At 70.7% G+C, this 18,337-nt stretch carries 18 protein-coding genes; 10 read left to right on the top strand and 8 right to left on the bottom strand.

All coding sequences use genetic code 11. From position 1 onward, the window contains the following. Positions 1 to 16 precede the first annotated feature (16 nt). From JIG36_RS00230 to JIG36_RS00210, 5 genes are read left to right on the top strand one after another with little or no spacing between them, the layout of a single operon-like run. Positions 17 to 1,297: an ABC transporter substrate-binding protein gene (locus JIG36_RS00230; protein ID WP_203373910.1), complete on the top strand. Its 1,281-nt coding sequence runs from the start codon at positions 17 to 19 to the stop codon at positions 1,295 to 1,297. Further along, entirely contained in the window at positions 1,294 to 2,196 is a 903-nt protein-coding gene (locus JIG36_RS00225) for a carbohydrate ABC transporter permease (protein ID WP_203373909.1), read from the top strand. Before JIG36_RS00230 ends, JIG36_RS00225 begins: the two co-directional genes overlap by 4 nt. After that, positions 2,196 to 3,077, top strand: coding sequence for a carbohydrate ABC transporter permease (locus tag JIG36_RS00220; RefSeq protein WP_203373908.1), 882 nt, complete (start codon positions 2,196 to 2,198; stop codon positions 3,075 to 3,077). The genes JIG36_RS00225 and JIG36_RS00220 overlap by 1 nt, the downstream gene beginning before the upstream one ends. Beyond that, entirely contained in the window at positions 3,074 to 4,273 is a 1,200-nt protein-coding gene (locus JIG36_RS00215; RefSeq protein WP_203373907.1) for a cellulase-like family protein, read from the top strand. Before JIG36_RS00220 ends, JIG36_RS00215 begins: the two co-directional genes overlap by 4 nt. 2 nt (positions 4,274 to 4,275) lie before the next feature. Beyond that, the gene (locus JIG36_RS00210) at positions 4,276 to 6,249 is read left to right on the top strand and encodes an alpha-galactosidase (protein WP_203373906.1); all 1,974 of its coding nucleotides are present in this window, start codon (positions 4,276 to 4,278) and stop codon (positions 6,247 to 6,249) included. 13 nt (positions 6,250 to 6,262) lie between these two features. Here the strand turns inward: JIG36_RS00210 and JIG36_RS00205 are convergent, their stop codons facing one another. From JIG36_RS00205 to JIG36_RS00195, 3 genes are read right to left on the bottom strand one after another with little or no spacing between them, the layout of a single operon-like run. After that, the gene (locus JIG36_RS00205) at positions 6,263 to 7,972 is read right to left on the bottom strand and encodes a carbohydrate-binding domain-containing protein (protein WP_203373905.1); all 1,710 of its coding nucleotides are present in this window, start codon (positions 7,970 to 7,972) and stop codon (positions 6,263 to 6,265) included. 28 nt (positions 7,973 to 8,000) lie between these two features. After that, positions 8,001 to 8,729, bottom strand: a complete 729-nt coding sequence (locus JIG36_RS00200) for a polyphosphate polymerase domain-containing protein (RefSeq protein WP_203373904.1) — start codon at positions 8,727 to 8,729, stop codon at positions 8,001 to 8,003. Continuing rightward, positions 8,726 to 9,334, bottom strand: coding sequence for a DUF4956 domain-containing protein (locus tag JIG36_RS00195; protein WP_236045460.1), 609 nt, complete (start codon positions 9,332 to 9,334; stop codon positions 8,726 to 8,728). Before JIG36_RS00195 ends, JIG36_RS00200 begins: the two co-directional genes overlap by 4 nt. A 217-nt stretch (positions 9,335 to 9,551) precedes the next feature. Here JIG36_RS00195 and JIG36_RS00190 point away from each other — a divergent pair, with 217 nt between their 5' ends. Both JIG36_RS00190 and JIG36_RS00185 read left to right on the top strand, forming a co-directional pair. Then, a complete protein-coding gene (locus tag JIG36_RS00190) occupies positions 9,552 to 10,664 on the top strand; it encodes a sensor histidine kinase (protein WP_307872497.1) in 1,113 nt (370 codons plus the stop codon). Continuing rightward, positions 10,661 to 11,179 carry a GrpB family protein gene (locus tag JIG36_RS00185; protein ID WP_203373902.1) on the top strand — a complete coding sequence of 173 codons (519 nt, stop codon included), beginning with the start codon at positions 10,661 to 10,663 and terminating at the stop codon, positions 11,177 to 11,179. The genes JIG36_RS00190 and JIG36_RS00185 overlap by 4 nt, the downstream gene beginning before the upstream one ends. Positions 11,180 to 11,223: 44 nt before the next feature. Here the strand turns inward: JIG36_RS00185 and JIG36_RS00180 are convergent, their stop codons facing one another. Then, positions 11,224 to 11,670 carry a GNAT family N-acetyltransferase gene (locus JIG36_RS00180; RefSeq protein WP_203373901.1) on the bottom strand — a complete coding sequence of 149 codons (447 nt, stop codon included), beginning with the start codon at positions 11,668 to 11,670 and terminating at the stop codon, positions 11,224 to 11,226. Between the two features lie 58 nt (positions 11,671 to 11,728). Between JIG36_RS00180 and JIG36_RS53820 the strand changes: the two genes are divergently transcribed. From JIG36_RS53820 to JIG36_RS00165, 3 genes are read left to right on the top strand one after another with little or no spacing between them, the layout of a single operon-like run. Beyond that, positions 11,729 to 13,207, top strand: coding sequence for a MutS-related protein (locus JIG36_RS53820; RefSeq protein ID WP_203373900.1), 1,479 nt, complete (start codon positions 11,729 to 11,731; stop codon positions 13,205 to 13,207). Then, positions 13,204 to 14,679 (top strand): MutS-related protein, encoded by a 1,476-nt coding sequence (locus JIG36_RS53815; protein ID WP_203373899.1) that lies wholly within the window; start codon positions 13,204 to 13,206, stop codon positions 14,677 to 14,679. The genes JIG36_RS53820 and JIG36_RS53815 overlap by 4 nt, the downstream gene beginning before the upstream one ends. A gap of 5 nt (positions 14,680 to 14,684) precedes the next feature. Next, complete coding sequence (locus tag JIG36_RS00165) at positions 14,685 to 15,224, top strand: histidine phosphatase family protein (protein WP_203373898.1); 540 nt, start codon at positions 14,685 to 14,687, stop codon at positions 15,222 to 15,224. 14 nt (positions 15,225 to 15,238) lie between these two features. Here JIG36_RS00165 and JIG36_RS00160 read toward each other — a convergent pair whose 3' ends face one another. Genes JIG36_RS00160 through JIG36_RS00145 form a run of 4 tightly spaced genes read right to left on the bottom strand, consistent with a single transcriptional unit; the run spans position 15,239 to position 18,325 of the window. Further along, positions 15,239 to 15,937, bottom strand: a complete 699-nt coding sequence (locus JIG36_RS00160; protein ID WP_203373897.1) for a DUF6390 family protein — start codon at positions 15,935 to 15,937, stop codon at positions 15,239 to 15,241. Further along, entirely contained in the window at positions 15,937 to 16,980 is a 1,044-nt protein-coding gene (gene hypE, locus JIG36_RS00155) for a hydrogenase expression/formation protein HypE (protein ID WP_203373896.1), read from the bottom strand. The genes JIG36_RS00160 and hypE overlap by 1 nt, the downstream gene beginning before the upstream one ends. Continuing rightward, positions 16,980 to 18,080, bottom strand: a complete 1,101-nt coding sequence (hypD, locus tag JIG36_RS00150) for a hydrogenase formation protein HypD (RefSeq protein ID WP_203373895.1) — start codon at positions 18,078 to 18,080, stop codon at positions 16,980 to 16,982. The genes hypE and hypD overlap by 1 nt, the downstream gene beginning before the upstream one ends. Then, positions 18,077 to 18,325 (bottom strand): HypC/HybG/HupF family hydrogenase formation chaperone, encoded by a 249-nt coding sequence (locus tag JIG36_RS00145; protein WP_203373894.1) that lies wholly within the window; start codon positions 18,323 to 18,325, stop codon positions 18,077 to 18,079. The genes hypD and JIG36_RS00145 overlap by 4 nt, the downstream gene beginning before the upstream one ends. Positions 18,326 to 18,337: the final 12 nt, after the last annotated feature.

Here is an 18,337-nt window from a genome sequence, read left to right as displayed (position 1 = left end):
CCCCAGGAGGCTCAGCATGATCTCTGCTCCTCTCAGTCGCCGCGGGTTCCTGGCCGGTCTCGGCGGTGTCGGCGCGGCCGCGCTCCTCGGTGCGTGCGCTACCGGCAGTGACGACAGCTCCGGCACGGCCGCCTCCTCGACGCTGACCCTGCAGTCCTCGCTCTCCGACCCCGACCCCAAGGCCGCGCTGACGAAGGTGGTCGAGGGATATACGAAGAACAAGACGACGCTCAACACGATCGCCATCGAGACGTTCCGCGCGCAGCTGCCGACGTATCTCAACTCGGGCAACCCGCCGGACGTGCTGACCTGGTACGCGGGTTCGGTCGCCCGTGACTACGCGAGCAAGGGCTTCCTGCTCGACGTGAGCGACCTGTGGGCCGGCGACGGCCCGTGCGCGAACTTCTCGCCCGCGCTCAAGGAGCTGTCCACCGCGGACGGCAAGCAGATCTTCATCCCGACCAACTACTACTGGTGGGGCGTGTTCTATCGGAAGTCCGCGTTCCAGGAGTGGGGCGTCGAGGTCCCGGCCACATGGGACGAGTTCATCGCCGTCTGCAAGACCATCAAGGGCAAGGGCGTGCCCCCGCTCAGCATGGGCACCGGCTCCACCCCGTGGGTCGCCTCGGGATGGTTCGACTATCTGAACCTGCGCGTCAACGGCGCCGAGTTCCACCGCGACCTGCTGGCCGGCAAACACTCCTTCGACGGGCCCGAGGTCAAGGCCGTCATGGAGCACTACCGCCAGCTCGTCGAATACATCGACCCCAAGGGCCGCTCCTACTCGTGGCAGGACGCGGTGACCCCGCTCGCCTCGAAGAAGGCCGGCATGTACCTGATCGGCGCGTTCATCACCTCGGCGGTGCCGCAGGACTCGGTGGACGACCTCGACTTCTTCCGGGTGCCGATCATCGACCCGAGCGTGCCGGTGGCCGAGGAGGCCCCGACCGACGGCTACTTCGCCAGCGCCAAGTCGCGCAACGTGGCCGGCGCCAAGGATCTGCTGGCCTATCTCGCCTCGGCCCCGGCCCAGCAGCAGTTCATCGAGCTGGCCAAGTCGTCCAACCTGCCGACCTCGCCGACCGTGGACACCAGCAAGTTCTCGCCGCTGGTGCAGAAGGGCATCACGCTGCTCAACGAGAGCAAGGCGATCACCCAGTTCTTCAACCGGGACTCCAGCGACGAGTTGCAGACCACCGCCGACACCGCGCTGACCAAGTTCCTCGACGCCCCCGGTGACGTCGGCAAGATCCTCACCGAGTGGCAGGCGTCCGCGAAGAAGGTCCTCGGCTCGTGACCGCCGTCGCGGCTCCGGACCGGCCGCGCCGCCGGACGCGGGTGCCGGCGGTGGTCTGGGCCTTCCTCGCCGTCCCGGCCCTGGTCGAGCTCGCGATGGTGTTCTGGCCGGCGCTCAACAGCTTCTACCTGTCGTTCACCGAGTGGAACGGGCTGGGCGCGGCCAAGCCGATCGGGCTGGACAACTTCCGCAACCTCGCGTCGGACGACGTCTTCCGCGGCGCGTTCGAGAACAACGTGATCTGGGCGGTCGGCTTCGGCGGGCTGTCCGTGCTCGGCGGCCTGGCCCTGGCGGTGGCGCTCAACCGTCCCCGCCGGGGAGTCGGCCTCTACCGCAGCGCGATCTATCTGCCGATGGTGTTCTCCCTGGCCGTCACCGGCCTGTTCTGGCGGGTGCAGTATCAGCCGGACGGCACGATCAACACCTTCCTCGGCGCGATCGGTCTGGAGAGCCTCGAGAAGCAGTGGCTGGCCAACCCCGATACGGCCCTGTACGCCGTTCTGATCGCGGCCGTGTGGCGCCAGGTCGGCTATGTGATGGTGCTCTATCTGGCCGGTCTGAAGAGCACCGACCCGACCCTCGACGACGCCTCGGCGGTGGACGGCGCCTCGGCCTGGCAACGGTTCCGGTTCGTCACCTGGCCCCAGCTGCGCGGCGTGAACACCGTCGTCTTCGCCGTGACCGTCATCGACTCGCTGCGCACCTTCGACATCGTGTGGGCGATGACGCAGGGCGGGCCGTACCACTCGTCCGAACTGCTCAGCACCTACATGTTCCAGCAGGGCTTCACGTTCCTGAACCTCGGCTACGCCTCGGCGATCGCCGTGGTCATCTTCGCGCTCGCCCTGATCTTCATCATCACCTATCTGGTGCGGGCCACGAAGGAGGAGGCGGCCTGATGACCTCGGCGACCCTCACCCCGGTCGACTCCGCGCGGGCCGGCGAACCGGCACCGCTCAACCGCCGTAAGCGGGGCTGGGGCTTCCACGCCGTCATGGTGCCGCTCACCCTGCTCTGGGTGGCGCCCATGGTGTTCGTGCTCGTGCTGGCGTTCCGCTCGTTCGACGACATCGCCGCCCGCGGCACGGCCGCCTGGCCGGATTCCTTCAGCCTCGAAGGCTTCCAGGAGGCACTGGGCCGCGGCACGATGGGCCGGGCGTTGTGGACGAGCATCCAGGTGACCGTGCCGGCCGTGCTGCTCAGCCTGCTGCTGGCCTCGTGGGCGGCGTACGCGCTGAGCCGTTTCCGCATCCCCGGCCGCCGCGCGATCCTGCTCACGATGCTCGCCGGCAACCTGCTGCCGCCGCAGATCCTGCTCATCCCGGTCTCGCGCGTGATGGAGTCGCTCGGCATCTACGACACCCTGGTCGCGCTGGTGGCCATTCATGTCGGTTTCGGGCTCGGCTTCTACACGTTCGTGCTGCACGGTTTCATGCGCTCGATCCCGGGTGAGCTGACCGAGGCCGCGCGCATCGACGGCGCCGGCCCGGTGCAGATCTACGCGCGCATCATCATGCCCCTGTGCCGGCCCTCGCTCGCCGCGCTGGGCGCCCTGGCCACCACCTGGATCTTCAACGACCTGATCTGGGCCATCACCGTGCTGCGCACCGAGGCCAAGCTGCCGGTGACGGCCGCGCTGCTCAACCTGCAGGGCGGCTATGTGAGCAACTGGAACGTGGTCGCGGCGGCGTCGGTCATCGCCGCCGTGCCGACCGCGATCGTCTTCTTCGCCTTCCAGCGTCACTTCGTGTCCGGCCTGCTGATGGGATCGACCAAATGACCACGCCGATGACCATCACGCTGTGGGACTTCACCTGGTACACCCGGCCCGCGTTGTTCCACGACCTGGATGCGGCGTTCCGGGAGGCGGTCGACCGCGGGTACGACACCGTACGGATCTGCGCGATGCCGTTTCTGCTTTTCCGCTCGGGCCTCGACACGTCGGCGTTGCGTTTCGACGGGCTCGGTGGCGAGTTCGGGCAGCGGACCCGGTGGTACGACGTGCCGCCGTCCCCGCCGGTCGACGGCCGCGCGCGCCTGCTCGACCTGTTCCGGGCCGCGCGGGCGCACGGGTGCCGCATCATCGTGTCGAGCTGGGAAATCCAGCAGTCACCGTCGTTCGGCGTGGACGACGCGTGGTTCCGGGCCCTGCAGGCTGTTCCGCCCGAGCAGCGGGCGCTCGCTCTGGCCGAAGCGCACGCCGACCTGATCGATTGTGTGCGCGCCGAAGGTCTGGACGACGTCGTCGCGTTTGTGGAACTGCACAACGAGGTGCAGTTCAGCGGCGTCCCGAACGATCGCGATCAGCTCGAGGCCGGCATCGCGCGTTTCAAACAACGCCAGCCGGACGTGCTCGCAACGGTCAACTACGCGCACGTTCCGATCGCGTCCATGCGAACACTTCCGCGCAACATGGAGGTCGCGGTCTTCCATCCGTACGTCTACGGGGTGCTGCGCCAGCTGGTGGACGAGTTCGCGCTGCGCGACACCACCCGGCCCTACCCGCAGGAGCGCGCGTTCGCCGAACTGCTGCGCGACGACGCGCCCAAGCTGGAGGACTGGCGGCCGCCCGACTCGTGGAAGACGGCGGCGACGGTCGTGCCGCACCGCGAGATCTACACCCACGACTGGTGCGACCCCGGCAAGTGGGACCGGTGGCTCTACGACCGCTACGGCGAACACCGGCGGGCGATGCGCGAAACCCTCGACGCGTGGCTCGATGTGGCGGCCGATTTCGCGTACGGGCGCGGGATCCCGCTCGTCTTCGGTGAGGGCTGGGTCGGTTACACGCCGCTGCACGCCTCGTTCGAGGAAGGGCCGGTCGGGGCCGAGATCTGCGAACACGCCGTACGCCGGTCCCGCGAGATCGGCGCCTGGGGAACGATCGTCTGCTCCAACGCCGCCCCGCACCACCCGATGTGGGCCGACGTGGCCTTGCAGACGCGATTGAACGCCGCATTCCGGGAGCCGCGCTGACCATGTGGACGATCACGGGCGCCACCACCGAATACACCGTCGGCGACGACCTCGGCCTGATCGCCTGGGGACCGATCGGCGTCTCGGACGGGCCTTCCCCGTACGCCTTCCACGGTCGCGTCCAATACATGCTCGAAGGGGATGTGGCGGCGGTCGAGTACGCCCCGACCGGCCTGCGCCCGTTCCTGGGCGCCGATCTGGCCGTGGCGGGGGAGTCGCTCACCTGGCGGCTGGTCTCGGTCGACCACGCGGACGGGCTCCGCGCCTCGCTCGCGGACGACGTGACCGGCCTCGTCGTCGACCTGTTCTGGCGGTTCGCGCCCGGCACCGACGTCATCGAGCGCTGGGTGTCCGTGCGCAACGGAGGGCCGGCGCCGGTGACGATCACGCGGCTCGGGTCGGCCGCCTTCACCGTCTTCGGCCACGACATCTCCTACCTGTCTGGGCAGTGGTCGCAGGAGTTCACCCCGTCGTCGGTGCGGCTCCCGCGGGGGCGGTTCGAGATCGGGAGCGGGCAGGGCGTCACCGGGCACCAGTTCTCGCCGGTCGTCGCGATTTCCCACGGCCGGGCCGCGTACGGGATAGGCCTCGCCTGGAGCGGGTCGTGGCAGATCACCGTGGACGTGGACACCGCCGGGCTCACCCGGGTGCGGGCCGGCCGGGCCCTGGACGGGGCGCCGATCACGCTCGCGCCGGGCGAAAGCGTCACGACACCGGTCGCGTCCGGCGTCTACAGCGCTGACGGGCTCGACGGCCTGGCCCGCCAATGGCACGCGTACGAGCGTGGCCGGTCCCGCGACCTGACACCGCGCAAGGTCATCTACAACTCGTGGGAGGCGACCACGTTCGACGTGACCGCGGACGGGCAGCTGGCCCTCGCCACGGCCGCGGCCGCCCTGGGCGTCGAGACGTTCGTGGTCGACGACGGATGGTTCGTGGGCCGCCACGACGACCACGGCGGGCTCGGCGACTGGACCCCCGATCCGGCCAAGTTCCCCGGTGGCTTCGGGGCGTTCGTCTCCGCCGTACGGGACCGGGGTCTGGAATTCGGCCTGTGGGTCGAGCCGGAGATGGTGAACCCGAAGTCGGCGCTCTACGCGGCCCATCCCGACTGGGTCTATCGGGCCGGCGGGCGGCCGATGTCCACGATCCGCAACCAGTACCTGCTGAACCTCGGCCGCGAGGACGTGTTCGAGTTCGTCCGCGACACCCTCGACGGACTGCTGAGTTCCTATCCCATCGCGTACCTGAAATGGGATTTCAACCGCCCCCGCACCGAGTCCGCCCCCGCCGCCGACCTGGACGGCGCGCACATCCGCAACCTCTATCGGGTGCTCGACCACCTGCGGAACGCGCACCCGTCGGTCACGGTCGAGGGCTGCGCGGCCGGCGGCGCGCGCGTCGACCTGGCCATGGCCGCGCGCACGGACGTGCTGTGGCCGAGCGACAACACGGCGCCGCTCGACCGTCTGCGCATCCAGTGGGGTTTCCTCAGCGCGTACGCACCCCACCTGATGAGCTCGTGGGTGACCGACGCGCAGGGCATGTTCGATTCCCGTGAGCGTTCGCTCAACTTCCGTTTCGTGCTCGCTTGCGCGGGCGTGCTCGGCATCGGCGCCGACATCACCCGCTGGAACGAGCACGAACGCGCAACCGCAACCGACTGGATCGCTCGTTACAAGCGGGTCCGCGACGTCATCATGCGCGGAACGGTCACCCGGATCGGCTCACCCACGTCCTCCCGGTGCGCGATCCAGTACACGCTGGACGACCGCGTGGTCGTGGCGGCCTGGAACGCCGGCGGCCTCGACGGCCGCGACGGCGTCCCCGGCCGCGACATCCGCCTGCCGTTGCACAGCCTCGACCCGGCCGCCCGCTACGGCGACTACTCCGGAGCCCACCTGATGGCGGTCGGCCTGCCGGTCCGCTGGACCCCTACCTACGACGCCGACCTCTTCGAGCTGCGGCGCCGGTGACCGGTCGTCCCGGTCAGGGGCGGCCGCCGCCGGTCTGGGTGCCGGCCGTCACGGTGGTGACCTGGGTGCCCGAGAGGGTGCCGCCGGTGTAGAGGCCGCCCCCGACAGCGGTGCCCGAGACCGTGCCGCCGGTGCGGATCGCGTACGTGGTGCCCCGCGTGATCTGGCTCGACGAGAACACGACGCCGCGGAAGGCCTTCGACGGCTGGAACGCGGCGATCTGCGTGCCCGACGTGGTCGCCAGGTGCACGACCGTGCCCGCGGCCTGGTTGGCGCTGAACGTCACCGACACCCAGCCCTGGCCCGACGACGGCAGCGTGCTCGTGCTGGCGCTGATGCCGGTCGACAGCACCGTGCCGCCGGTGATGGTGAGCGCGCCGTTCGAGTCCAGGCCGCCCTCGCCGCCGCCGCGGGTGGCCGAGCCGCTCACTACGACCGTGCCGCCGCCGATGCTGAGCGCGCCGTTCGAGTCGAGGGCGTCCGTGCCACCGCTCGCCACCACCGTGCCCCCGGTGACCGAGATGAGGGCGTTCGGGGAGTTCTGCATCTCGCCCATGGTCGGGTCGGCGGCGTTGACCGCGTCGTCGGTGGCCGTCGCGTTCACGGCGGCCCCGGTCAGCAGGACCTTCAGACCCTCGATTCCCTCGTACGACTTCGTCACGTTCACGGTTCCCGCGGCGAGCGTCACGGTCGTCTCGCCGTGCACGCCGTCGTCCCCGGTGGCGACCGTCGTGGTGCCGCCGTCGATGGTCACCGCGCCGTTGGAGTGCACCCCGTCGTCCGAGGCGTCCACCGTCACCCGGCCGTCGCTGATGACGGCGAGCACCCCGGCCTTGAGCCCCTTGGCCGAGGCCGTCCCGGGCGTGACGGTGCTGCCACCCCCGGATTTCGCGGTGATCGTGCCGCCGGAGACGATGACGTCGGTCTCGGCCGACACCGCGTCCCCGGTGGCCGTGGAGCTGACCGTCCCGCCGGTGACCGAGACGTAGCCGCGGGTCGCGTCCTCGTCGTTGGTCGCCTTCAGGCCGTCCCCGCCGGCGGTGGCCGTGACCGTGCCGCCGTCCACGACCACGTAGTCCCGGCCGCGGACGGCGTCGTCCTTGGCGGTCACCGTGATCGAGCCGGCCGTGATCACCAGGCCGTCCTTGCTCGCGATGCCGTCGTACGCGTTGCCGGTCACGACGAGCGACCCGGTGCCGTCGACGGTCAGGTCGGCCGCCGAGAACAGCGCGGCGTCGGGCTCGTCGGCCCCGCTCGGGTACTGGTAGGTGGCGGCGTCGGTGAGCCGGTTGGTGGTGCCGGCCTGCAGATGCACCAGCACCTCGTCGGCGGCGACCACGTTGACCGCGGCCGAGGTGGTGCTGGTGACGGTGACACCGTTGAGGATCAGCCGGACGATCCCGGTGCCGGGGCTGTTGACCACGATCTGGCCGTTGGTGAGCGAACCGCTCAGCCGGTAGGTCCCGGCCGCGTTCACGGTGACCGTGCTGCCGCTGACCGATACGTTCGGGCTGGTCGTCGTCGCGCCGCTGCCGGTGAGGGTCACGGCCGCGACGTCCGACTCGTTCCAGGTGTGGTCGGCCGCGCTGTCGTGGTCGGCCTGGTTGGCCGCGAGCGCCGCGGCGGCGGCGGGACCGGCCGCGTAGGCGGGCGACGCTCCGACGGCCCAGGCGGCGATCGCGGCCGTGGTGAGCAGAGCGGGGGCGACTCTTCTGCGGGACATGGTGGAAGTCCTGTCTGTCGGGTCCTCGTCACACGGTGAAGTGGCGGCGCAGGGTGCGGCGCCACGGTGCGGAGGGCAGGTCGGGCCGCAGCGCTGCGAGCCCGGTGGCGTACTTCGAGAGGGCCGTGGGGCGGTACCCGCCGGCCCACAGCAGACGGTCCGCCGGGGACGCGGCCGCGCTGGTCTTGGTCTCGACCACGGCCAGGTGCGGCAGGTGCAGGGTGCGGCCCTCCGCGTCGGTCCAGCTCAGGTCGATGTCGATGGTGACCCGCGAGTTGCCCGCGGGCTGGTGGACGGTGGTGCGCCGATAGCTGGTGACGAGGGTCGGCGCGAGATCCGGCGCGGAGCGGTCACCGAGCACGTTGTCCAGGAACGGGCGGCCGGGTTCGACGGTCCGGTGGTCGCTCTCGGCGTACGGGAGGCGGTCCTTGACCGTGCCGCCGCGCTGTCCCTCCGTCTTCACCTCGAGCCAGCAGAGCGCCGAATCGACGTACGTGCGGGTTCTGACCTTGAATCGGCGCCGCCGCCGGTGCACGGTCTGCCGGAAGCTGATCAGATCGGCCGTGTCGAAGTAGACCGAGCGGTAGCGGAACGTGCGCCGCCCGTCGATCTCGAGCACGCGGCTGCGCGGGTCCAGGCGGGTGATCAGCCCGTCCAGCGCGGTCAGCGGGAGCACGTACTTGCGGTCGACGCGGGTCTGCAGCTCGGCCGTGGCCATCAGTTCGGCGAGCGTGATGGCGTCCAGATGCCCGATCATCCGACCAGTTCCCGGTCCCGCAGGGCGGCGCGGTCGTACGAGTAACGCGCCTCCACCACCGTCGTCTCGTTGACCAGGTCGACCCGTTCGACGTGGGCCACGTGGACCCGGGCGCCCAAAATCTGTTCCAGCTGCGCCACGAGCTGGGCCTGATCGGTGATGGCGGAGTCGAGCACGAGCGTCTGCCGCCGGTACGACCGCAGCAGGCGGGGATGGTCGCCCAGGTACATCACGACCAGGATGAGCGCCATCAACGCCGGGCACAGCCAGAGCGGCCCGCTGCTGAGCGGCCCGAGGATGCCCAGCGCGAGCGCCGAGAAGTAGTAGGCGACCTCGTGCTGGTCGAGTTCGGTCGACCGGAGCCGGATGATCGACAGCACGCCGAACAGGCCCAGCCCGAGCCCGGCCCCGACCGTGCCGCTGCTCAGCGACCCGGCGACGGCGAGCACGCCCACGTTCACGCCCAGGTAGGCGACGACCAGGTCGCGCCGCCGGTGCCGGGGAAAATAGAGGCCGAACACCAGCAGGCACACCGCCGCCAGATCGAGAGCGAAGAGCGCGAGCCGCTGCATGGCCGGAACCTCCTGAACAGGGACTTGCCGCATGGTTACTAATCGATGAACTTCGATGTAGACGGTAAGCGCTCCCGCCGCCCGGCGAACCTCAAAGGTTGCTGGGAAACCGCTGTGGAGGATCTTTCGCCCGGCTTGCCGTCGTACGGCGTAGGGGCGGGGGACCGCCCACTATGATGGGCAAATCGCACAGAACGGACCTTTTCGCCTGCTGGGGACCGGGCCGCGTGCGGCGGCCCGGCAGGCCGGGGTGCTTCTGATCCTGGCGGGACTGCTGGCGCTGCTGGGGATCGGGAACGACCCGGCCCACGCGAGCCGCCTGCTGATGGTCGCCGTCTGCGACTTCGTGCTCGGGGCGGTGGCGCTGCTGCCCCAGTGGGCCCGGGCCGAGCCGAACACGCCGGCCTGGCTCGGGCTGCCGTCGTTCCTGGTGCTCGGACTTTCGACCTGGTCGTTCGGCGGGTCGGCGAGCGGCACCGGCCCTTTCCTGGTGCTGCTCTACGCGTGGGCAGCGCTGCACTTCCCACGCTGGATCCTGCTCGCCTACGCCGTGCCGGCCACCCTCGCGTACCTGGTGCCGCTCATCCTCACCGATCAGCCGCCGCTCATTCTGGGCAGCGCGTTCATCCTGATGCCGATCGCGGTCGCGGTCGCCCTGCTCATCGAGGCGCAGGCGCGTCACCTGCGGGAGGACCGCGAGCGGCTGGCACGCATCGAGCAGTGGCGCGGCGCCATGATGAGCACGCTCGCCCATGATGTGCGCACACCGCTCAGCACCGTACGGATGGTGCTCGAGGAACTGAGGACCGAGGCGCCCCCGCCGGTCGTGCGCATGCTCGACGCCGCCCTGCGGCAGACCACGCGCATCACCCGGCTCGCCGAAGGGCTGCTCGACGTGCAGCGGATCGACAGCGAGGGGCATCTCCAGCTCGACCGGCGTGAACACCCGGCGAGCGCGCTGGTCAAGGAGGCGCTGTCGCACATCCGCGCCTCGGACGGTGACGTGACGGTCGACGTCGCCGACGAGCAGACCCTGTACGTGGACAAGCAGCGCTTCGAGCAGATCCTGGTCAACCTGCTCACCAACGCGATGCGGTACGGGGCGCCGCCGGTGGTCGTGCGCGTGGTGCGGGAGAACGGCCACGACCGTCTCGAGGTGCGCGACCACGGGCCGGGCATCCCGGCCGGGCTGCGCGAGCGGATGTTCGGCCAGTTCGCGGCCGGTGGTTCCGAGGGGATCGGGCTCGGCCTGTGGATCGTGCGGCAGCTGGCGGCGGCCCACGGCGGGCGGGCGTTCGCCGAGGAGCGCGAGCCCGGGGTGGCCATGGTGGTGACGTTTCCTTCGCTATCGTCCAAGGGGTGACGATCGAGATCCGTGAGTACGACCCCGGGTGGCCCGCGCTCGCGGAGCGGGCGCTGACGGAGGCGTTCGAGGTGCTGGGCGACACGATCACGGTCGCCGAGCACGTGGGGAGCACCGCGGTGCCCGGCCTGCCCGCCAAACCGATCATCGACCTGATGGCGGCGGCGCCCGACCTCGACGCCGTACGGGATCGGGAGCCGGCCCTGCGCGCCCGCGGCTACGGCTACATCGACACGGGCATGCCGCGGCGCCTGCTCTACCGCCGTCCCGGCTACCACCTGCACATCGTCACGGCCGACACGTGGGACACGCGGAACCAGCGGATCCTGCGCGATCACCTGCGCGCCAACGCCGGGGACCGGGAGGCGTACGCCGCCCTGAAGCGCGAGCTGGCCGCGGCGGGCGACGATCCCGATGCGTACACGCGCGGAAAGACGGCCCTGATCCAGCGGATGATGGACGACGCCCGGGCCGAGCGTGGCCTGCCGCCGGTCGACGTCTGGGAGGCCGGATAACGTCCCGCGCTCGACCGCTGGCTCTTCCGCCCGTCGTAACCGCGTCATACGAGCGGTTTGCTCAGGCGCACGTCCTCCTCGACGTAGCCGAGCCGGTCGTAGAAGGCGCGGGCCCGCCGGTTCGCGGCGCCCGTCTCGAGCACCAACCGGCCCAGCCCCCGCCGGCGGCCCCAGTCCTCGGCCGCGCGCATCAGCAGTGAGCCCACGCCCTGGCCCTCGTGGCCGGCGTCCACCACGAGCTCGCCCACATAGGCGTCCAGCTCGCCCGCGAAGTGCCGCCGTTCGGCCACGCTCACCAGCCCCACGACCAAGTCGCCGCGGACGGCCACCAGGAGTGTGTGATCGATCGCGGCCTCGACCCAGCCCAGAACGGCCAGCCGCACCGCCGCCGGATCCCGCCACGGGGCGACACCGGCGGTGAGGCGCGGTGCGAGTGCCATGACCGCGGGCCGGTCGGCTTCCCGGTAGTCGCGGACGCAGATGTCAGTCATGGGCTGATGGTGGCAAAGCCGCCCCCGGTCAATAAAGAGCCCCGCGTACGGTGGGGTAGTGGATCATGTTGGGGACGACGGTCTGCTGGCTCTGCCGGCGACGGGGCCGGAACCTGGTTACTTCCCGGATCTCCAGCTCGATCAGCTGGTCGGGGCCGTGGTGGGGGAGCGGGACGCGTACAACCTGAAGCCGGCCTTCCACGCGCGCCTCGAGGATGTCGCCGCCGTCGAGCGGCGGCAAGCTGTGTTTGCCGCGCTTGAAGACGAAACGCTGCGCTCGGCGGTGCGGGCGTTCTGCGACGGCCTGGCCCGCAGCGAACAGCTGTTCCAGGCCGCGAAGCAGGTGCGGCACCCGGCGATGGCGCAACGGTGGCGGCTGAACGCCGTCGCCGCGTACGTGCGGGTCGTGGAGTCGATGGAAGCAGCCGGGTTGCCGGAGTGGCAGACGTGGCTGCGCCACTACCGGGCGAGCGCGAGTTTCGACGCCATGGCCAAGGGCGCGCGGGCCCTGCTGGCCGAGCTCGGCGAGCTGCGCTACACGCTGTCGATCAGCGGCGACGCGATCACCGTCAGCCCTTTCGACGGCCAGGAGGATCTGGTGGCCGGCACGCTCGCGATGTTCGAACGGTTCCATGCCGGCGAGGTCCCGCCGCACGACTTCGACCTGCGGCCCGGGGCCGAGATGAACCAGCTGCAGGGGGCCGTCCTCGACCTGGTCGTGCAGCTCTTCCCCGAGGTCTTCGACCGGGTCGCTCGCTTCCTGGACGAGCACTCCACGTTCCGGGCCCCGATGGTCGACGTCGTCGAACGCGAATTCCGGTTCGCCCTGAGCTGGCTCGACTTCATCGCCCCCGTACGGCAGGCCGGTCTGCCCTTCTGCGTCCCGGCGATGTCGGAGGCGGCCCGGTTCGACGTCGTGGACACCTTCGACGTGCTGCTGGCCCGCACTCTCGTCGCGGCCGGGCAGTCGCCGGTCACCAACAGCGTCGCGCTGCGCGGCGAGGAGCGGATGCTCGTGGTCACCGGGCCGAATCAGGGCGGCAAGACAACCTTTGCCCGTACGGCCGGTCAGCTGTACCACCTGGCCGCACTGGGTCTGCCGGTTCCGGGTCGCGCGGCGGCGCTGCACCCGCCCGACGCGATCCTGACCCACTTCGACCGTGGCGACCGCGCCGGTGAGCAGCAGAGCCGGCTCGAGGAGGAGGTCACCCGGATGACCGGCCTGCTGGCGCGGGCAACGCCCCGCTCGGTGGTCATCCTCAACGAGATGTTCAGCTCCACCACGTTCGTCGACGCGCGCACGATGAGCGTCGACGTCCTGCGGGAGGTTCTGGCCGCGGACGCGGTCGGCGTCTGCGTCACGTTCATCGACGAGCTGTCCACGCTCGACCCGCGGATCGTCTCGCTGGTCACCGGCATCGAGACTTTCACGGTCACCCGCGGCCCGGCCGACGGTGATGCTCGATCGCTCGCCCTCGCCGCCCGGTACGGGCTGACCCACGACCAGCTGCGCGCCCGCATCGAGGCTCACGCGTGAGGCCGGGACTCCTGGACGGCGACACCGGGCCGGAACCGCGTCCCCAGGCCGAGTCGGTGGCGGCCGACCTCGGGCTCGCGGCCGTGATCGAGGCCATGGCCGGCGGTGACCCGGTCATCGCCGAGACCGCGCGGGTCGTGCTGCTCGCGATGCCGCCGTCAGCGGAGCACATCGCCTACCGGCAGCAGGTTCTGACCGACTGCGTGCGGGAGCCCGGCCTGGCCCGCGAGCTGTACGACCTGGCCGGCCGGGCGGTCGAGGTTCATGAGAACGCGTCCCGGGCGGTCTTCTTCGCGACGCCGGAAACGCTGCTGAACCAGTCGATCGGGACCCTGACCGCCTTCCTGCAGCTCCTGCGCGAGCTGCGGGCCCTGGCCGAGCGGTACCGGACGCGCGTCTCGTCGGCCGGCTTCCAGCAGTTCTTCACGATGGTCGAGACGCAGTTCGGCGAGGAGTACGTGAGCTCGGCTGCGGCGTGGCTGGGCGGGCTGGGCCCCGGCGGAACCCTGCTCGTCTCGGCCCGCCTCGGCGCCGGCCACCAGAGCGAGGCCCTGGTGATGCGTCGTCCCCACCGGTCGGCGCGGAGCCTCTTCCGCCGGGCCGGCCGGGCCAGTGGGCCCAGCGCGACCTACAAGATTCCGTACGGGGACGAGGCCGCCCACCGGGCGTTGAGCTCCCTGCAGGACATGTCGCTGGCCGGGCTGGCCGACGCCGTTCACCGATCCGCTCAGCACGTGCTCGCCTTCTTCACCGCGCTGCGCACCGAGACCGCGTTCCACCTCGGCTCGCTCAACCTGCGTCAGGCCCTGCAGGAGCGCGGCGCACCGGTCGGTCTGCCGGACGTGCGGGACGCGGAATCACGCGTGCTCCACGCCCGGGGACTCTACGACCCGGGCCTGCAACTCCGCCTCGACGAACCGGTTGTGGCGAACGACCTCGACGCCGACGGCAAGTCACTGATCATGGTGACCGGCGCCAACCGAGGCGGGAAGTCCACCTTCCTGCGCAGCCTCGGCCTGGCCCAGCTGATGGCGGACGCCGGGACGTTCGTCGGGGCGACCGCGTTCACCACGTCCGCCCGCAGCGGGGTGTTCACGCATTTCACCCGGGACGAGGACGACTCCCGCACCAGCGGCAAGTTCGACGAGGAGCTGCGGCGCATATCGCAGGTGGCTGACGGCATTTCCCCGTACGGGCTCCTGCTGTGCAACGAATCGTTCCAGTCCACCAACGAGCGCGAGGGCTCCGGCATCGCCCGCCGCATCGTCGACGCGATGACCGATGCCGGTGTCACCGTCGTGTTCGTCACCCACCTGCACGAGCTGGCGCAGGGCTGTTACGAGGACGCCCTCCCCGCCCGGTTCCTGCGCGCTGACCGTGACCGTTCGTTCCGCCTGCACGAGGCCGCGCCGGAGGCCTCAAGCCACGGCGCCGACCTGTGGAGCCGGAGGCACGGCCTTCGGGAAGACTGAGGCGCATGTCGATCGAGGTTGTGTACGAGACGCACGCTCTCACCGAGGACAACGAGCGCGGTTTCGCCACGGGGTGGCTTCCAGGGCGGCTCAGCGAGCAGGGCCGGGCCAACGCCGCCGCCATGGGACAGCGGCGCCGGGCCGACGGAATCGCGGCGGTCTTCGTGTCGGACCTGCGGCGGTCGGTGGAGACAGCCGAGATCGCGTTCGGCGGCCGCGACATTCCGGTCCTGTACGACTGGAGGCTGCGCGAGACGGATTTCGGCGCCCGCAACGGGTCGCCCTCGCCCGAGGTGGCGGCCGACCGTCTCGACTTCGTCGACGTGCCCTACCCGGGCGGCGAGAGCCACCGCCAGTCGGTCGCCCGGAACGCCCGCTGCCTGGCCGACCTGTCCACCCGCTGGGCCGGCGCGCGGGTCATGCTCATCGGTCACCTCGCCACCTGGCGCGCCCTCGAACACGTCACGACCGGCCGTCCTGTGCACGACCTGGTCGCCGGGACCTTCGAGTGGCAGCCGGAGGGCTGGGAGTACCGCCTGGACTGAGCCGGTGGCCGGTTTCACACGCGGCTCAACTGGCGGCTCTCGCGGGACTGCAACTCCTCGACCTGGTCGTCGGTGAGGATGTCGCAGATCCAGTGCCAATGCAGGGCGACCCGGTCGCCGGCGGATGGGACCGGCAGCAGGGACTGGCCGTTGGCCGACCACGTGACCTGTTCGGAGAGGGGCGGGCCGGCCCGCAACGCGCTGCCGTCCCAGATCAGCGGCCGGCACACCACCGTCGCGGTCTCCCCGGCGACCGAGGTCACCGTGCCCGTGCGGATGCGGCAGCGGTCCAGCACGGTCACCGCCGCCGGGTTGCCGGTGCGGCGCAGCAACGCCGCCCACGGGTACACCTCGAACACGTGGAAACTGTGGTGCACCACGGCCCGGTCGCCCGCCGACACCCACGTCCCGCCGACCTGCCCGGCGAACCGGTCGCGCAGGAAGTCGTGCAGGTCGGCCGGGGAGGGCTTGCCCACGAGCTCGTTGCCCACCCAGTAGGCCTCGACCACGCGCTCGTCCAGCGGGTCGTGCAGGCCGGTGCGGGCGGCCAGGAACTCCAGGTAGGGCCATGCTCCCTCGAAACCGCGGGCCCGGCGGGCGATCTCGTCGGCCGGCGAGGACAGCAACGAGTGCGCGTCCGGCGGGCCGCAGTAGCCCAGCAGGTTGGGCGGGTATGCGTAGCGGGCGAAGAGCAACGCCCCGGCTTCCGACATCAGCAGATCCGGGGGAGCTGTTCACCGATCGGCATGGTCACCACGCGCGTTCCGCCCAGGGCTGTGCGCGCCACGACCATGCCCGGATGCTCGTTCACGCACGTTCCGATCTGCCGCGCGCCACGACCGTACGGATGAGCGCGCATCGCCTCCAGCACCGTCGGCGCGTCCGCGGCGGGCACAAAAGCGAGCAGCTTGCCCTCGTTGGCCACCTGCAACGGATCCAGCCCGAGCAGACTGCACGCATCGGACACCCCGGCCGGGACCGGCAGATCACGTTCGATCAGGGACACGCCGACCTGAGCGGCACGCGCAATCTCGTTGAGCGATGCGGACACCCCACCGCGCGTCGGATCGCGCAGAACGTGCACGTCCGTGTTCGTTTCCAGAATGTCCGAGACGAGCCCGTGCAACGGGGCCGTATCCGAGGTGACGGCCGTGGAGAACTCCAGCCCCGACCGCACACTCATGACGGCCACACCGTGCACCCCGATGTCCCCGCTGATCAGAATGGCGTCCCCGGCGGCGGCCCGGGCGGGCCGGATGTCCACCCCGGCGGGCACCACCCCTACTCCGGCCGTGTTGACGAACACCCCGTCCCCGCTGCCGCTGTCGACCACTTTGGTGTCCCCGGTGACCACCTGAACGCCCGCCGCCGAAGCCGCCGCCCCGATCGCCGTCGCGATCCGCCCCACCTCGGCCAGCGGCGTCCCCTCCTGCAGGATGAAGGCCACCGACAGATAGAGCGGCCGCGCCCCCGACATGGCCAGGTCGTTGACGGTCCCGTTGACGGCCAGATCCCCGATCGAACCGCCGGGGAAGAACATCGGCTTCACCACGTACGAGTCGGTCGAGAACGCCAGCCGCCCGCCCGGGAAAGGCATGACCGCGCTGTCGGTGAGTTCGGCCGATTTCCCGTACGCGGGGAGGAACAGGTGTTCCACGAGCTCGCCCGACATCGCCCCACCACCGCCGTGGCCCATCACCACGGTCGGCGTGTCGCGCAGCGGCAGCGGGCAGGTCCAGTTCTCGAAGTCGAGCATCAGATGTGCACCACGTCGAGCCGGCGGTACGCGTAGTAGGCCGCGCACGCCCCTTCCGAGGACACCATCGTCGCCCCGAGCGGGTTGCGCGGCGTGCACTCCTTGCCGAACGCCGCGCACTCGTGCGGTTTCAGCAACCCCTGCAACACCTCACCCGACCGGCACAGCGGCGATTCCGAGGTCCGTACGTCGCCGACCTGGAAGCGTTCCTCGGCGTCGAACTCCCGATAGCGCGACGACAACCGCCACCCGCTGTCCGGGATCATCCCGATGCCCCGCCACGCCCGGTCGGTCACCTCGAAGACGTCCCGCAGCATCGCCTTGGCGGCCGGGTTCCCCTCGTCGCGGACGGCCCGCGGATAGGCGTTCTGCAGCTCGTGCCGTCCCGCCTCGAGCTGCACGACCGTCTGCCGGATCCCTTCGAGGATGTCCAGCGGCTCGAACCCGGTCACCACGATCGGCACCCCGTATTTGGAGGCCAGCGCGGGATATTCACCGGTGCCCATCACGCTGCACACGTGCCCGGCGGCCAGGAACGCCTGCACCCGGCAGCGCGGCGACTCCATGATGGCGGCGATCGCGGGCGGCACCAGCACGTGCGACACGAGCAGCGAGAAGTTGCGCACGCCGAGCCGTCGCGCCTGATACACGGTCATCGCGTTGGCCGGGGCCGTGGTCTCGAACCCGATCCCGAAGAACACCACCGGCCGGTCCGGGTTCTCGCGGGCCAGGTTCAGCGCGTCCAGCGGCGAATACACGACCCGTACGTCGGCGCCCGCGCTCTTCACCGAGAACAGGTCACGTCCGCTGCCCGGCACCCGCAGCATGTCGCCGAACGAGCAGAAGATGACGTCGGGCCGGGACGCGATCGCCAGCGCCTTGTCGATGGTCTCGAGCGGGGTCACGCAGACCGGGCAACCCGGCCCGTGGATCATCTCGACCCCGTCCGGCAGCAGCTGGTCGATGCCGTGCCGGATGATCGAGTGGGTCTGCCCGCCGCAGACCTCCATCATCGCCCAGGGCCGGGTGGTCACCGCGTGGATCTGCTCGACCAGGCGCAGCGCCAGTTCGGGGTTGCTGAACTCGTCCAGATATTTCATCGCGCGCCGAACTCCTCCTCGAGATAGCCCATCCGCTCGAACTCGGCCAGCGTGCGCTGGGCCGACTGCTCGTCGAGCCTCTGGATCGCGAAACCGACGTGCACCACCACGTACTCGCCCACCGCGGCGTCCGGCACGTACTGCAGGCAGACGCTCTTGCGGACGCCGCCGAAGTCGACCTCGGCCGTCGGCACCCCGTCGACCTCGGTGACGGCGAGCACGCGCCCCGGAACCGCCAGACACATGAGCCGGCCCTC

It is taken from the genome of Paractinoplanes ovalisporus (genome assembly GCF_016834655.1).
GTDB lineage: Bacteria > Actinomycetota > Actinomycetes > Mycobacteriales > Micromonosporaceae > Actinoplanes > Actinoplanes ovalisporus.
This window is presented reverse-complemented; position numbering and strand designations above follow the sequence as displayed.